The sequence below is a fragment of the Methanocalculus sp. genome, from assembly GCF_029762515.1.
Classification (GTDB): domain Archaea; phylum Halobacteriota; class Methanomicrobia; order Methanomicrobiales; family Methanocorpusculaceae; genus Methanocalculus.
In genome coordinates this window covers 1-2,604 of record NZ_JARVGN010000332.1, presented here as the reverse complement: position 1 = coordinate 2,604, position 2,604 = coordinate 1, and the positions used below count along the sequence as shown (strand labels likewise).

The window sequence follows — 2,604 nt, the reverse complement described above, 5'->3', positions numbered from 1 at the left end:
CGAGCTGGCCGAGGGTCCTTGCGGCATTCACCCGGAGTACGTAGTAGTCTTCAGAGAGAAGATCGATCAGGAGCAGAACTGCTGCATTACCGAGGGGACCAGGCTCTTTCAGGGAGCCAAGCTCCTTCCACTGCCCAAGGGCAATCCTGCGGGCGGCATCCTCTGTCTCATCGGCTGCCCCGGCATTCAGCCGGTCAAGTGTAAGGGCAACAAAGCGGCGGGATCGGTACGGCAGCGAGAAGAGCCCACCCTTGAGTCCCGGGATGGCAGCAGGCCCGATTGCGGCAAGCGTCTCCACCACACGCTCACTCTTCTCTTCATCTATTCTCCCAAACAGGCCGACAAGGGATGAGACGGCCGGCTCCCCGACAGAGGCGAGGGCAACGGCTGCAAACCCGGATACATCCGGATCATCCCCCTCCAGGAACCCGATCAGAGGCAATACCGCAGGCTCACCAATGGAGCCGAGGACGGCATTCGCAGCAGCCCGCCGCTTCCCGCTCGCACCGACGGCAGCAGAGACGAGCGGAGAAAGGGCATCGGGCATCAGGGCGAGGAGAGCTGCTGCCGCACCATCCCGTATCTCCTCATCAGGTGATTCAAGTGCCCTGATCAGTCCGGGAATATCTTTCCTCTCTCTCAGTTTCTCAATATTGGGACGTAATATGTCGATGAAACCCATGGATGCCTCGTTATGGTACCTATTCAATGTTCTTCTATATGTGGGTATTGTGATCAGTCTCTGTTTTTGTCTCTCTTTTCACAGGGTTGTTTCGAAACGGTTAAAAAAGCTTTTTTCTTACAATTATCTCTATAAATCATCATGGAGATTTTCAATGCTTAAGATCACTCATTCTTTGATCTCCCCCCTTGTCGTACTCGCAATCTGTTTCATTCTTGTGTGCGGCTGTGTTGGAGGAGAAGTGCCCCCTGTGGACGATGATTCATCTGCAATCGATATTGAGGGGCACAGTCTGGAGCCAGATTACGCCGATTCGTACTACTGGCTGACCATTCCCTCTGTCCAAAAAGAGGTGGATGTCTTCTATGTCTACCCGACGGTCAGTAGCAGTCCGGACGGGTTTATGGATATTACCAGCGATGATGAACGGGCGCTTGCACAGGGTATCTTTGATGCACAGGCGAGCGTCTACACTTCACACGCCAATGTATTCGCTCCGTTGTATCGGCAGATGTCAACACAGGTTACCATGGCACCTGATATGCTTGCAACCGATACCGAGGAGTTCAAGCGTGGCGCGGTTGATGTGCAGGAAGCCTTTGAATACTATATTACCAATCTCAACGAGGGCCGCCCCTTCATCATCGCGGGCCACAGCCAGGGAACGATGGCATTGATCGAGCTGATCAAAAACCGGTTCGGGGATGACGAAGATCTTCGCAACCGTCTGGTTGCCGCCTATCTCATCGGTTATACGGTGACTGACGCCGATCTGGAAGCAGCCGGGCTTACCGCGGCACAGGGTGCGGATGATACGGGGGTTGTGGTCACCTATAACACGCAGTCGGTGACATCGGTTGGCGGTCCCATGCTGATGGCCGGAGCACACTGTATCAACCCGCTCAACTGGAAGACCGATGATACCTATGCTCCTGCTTCGGAGAATATGGGTGCCCGGTTCTACAATGATTCGACCGGCGAATTCCTGCGTGAAGTAGAGAATTACTCTGATGCAGAGATCAATCCGGAGACCGGAGCACTCATGACGACTATACCGGAGGGTGAGGAGCTGGATATCGGGGCATACCCCGAGGGTGTGTACCACCGCTATGACTATGCATTCTGGTACAGGAACCTTGAGAAGAATGTCGGCGACCGGATCGATGCATATCTGAACCAGATGGCTGGTTCGAACTCATGAGATCCCGAACTGATACAACGGATCTGGAAGGCCTCCGGGGAAGAGCGCTCGGCATCCCCGTTCAGCTGCCCCCTTTCGATCCCGATAGCGACGTTCCGGAAGCTCCTGAGTATTCGGACCCAAAGAGCTGGATCACTCTCCCCCCACACTTCAGCAGAGAGCATCAACCCGTGGATCTCTTCTGGGTCTACCCGACCATTCTTTCGGATGACTCCACGTACCTGATGAATATCCGCAATCCCGGCCTGCGTGAGAAGGCCGCCTGGACCCTGGTGGAGCAGGCGAGTATCTTCGACGGATTGGCAAACATCTATGCCCCGTACTACCGGCAGAACAACGTGAAGATCAACCCGCTGATGCTCACCGATGCACGACCGATCTTCGAGCCGGGGCAGAACGATCTCGTCGCCGCATTCCGGTACTTCCTTGAACATATCAACAGGGGAGAGCGGCCGATCATCCTTGCAGCCCACAGCCAGGGCTCGGTCAGGGTTGTCGAACTTGCAAAAGCAGGTGAACTCCTTGCCGGTGATCCCGTCTCGATGGAACGGCTCGTAGTGGCGTACGTCATCGGGTACTCCATCACGCAATCTGATCTGGATGCAAATCCTCTGATGAAGATCGGCACAAACGCCACAGAGACAGGTTGCTTCATCACGTACAACACGATATCAGACGAAGAAGGGAAGGAGAAGGAGGGCCCCACCATCCGCAAGGGATC

The 2,604-nt window shown here is 55.0% G+C and carries 2 protein-coding genes and 1 pseudogene; 2 read left to right on the top strand and 1 reads right to left on the bottom strand.

Annotated features, from left to right (window positions below; translation table 11 throughout):
- Window positions 1–709 (bottom strand): annotated as a pseudogene (locus tag QCH34_RS10445) (hypothetical protein); the annotation flags it as partial.
- Window positions 710–932: 223 nt separating this feature from the next.
- On the opposite strand from QCH34_RS10445, the gene QCH34_RS10440 reads away from it, so the two are divergent.
- Both QCH34_RS10440 and QCH34_RS10435 read left to right on the top strand, forming a co-directional pair.
- Window positions 933–1,883 (top strand): DUF3089 domain-containing protein, encoded by a 951-nt coding sequence (locus QCH34_RS10440; RefSeq protein ID WP_366898575.1) that lies wholly within the window; start codon window positions 933–935, stop codon window positions 1,881–1,883.
- The coding region (locus QCH34_RS10435) for a DUF3089 domain-containing protein (protein ID WP_300333833.1) at window positions 1,880–2,604 on the top strand (725 nt) is incomplete at its 3' end. The genes QCH34_RS10440 and QCH34_RS10435, both read left to right, overlap by 4 nt.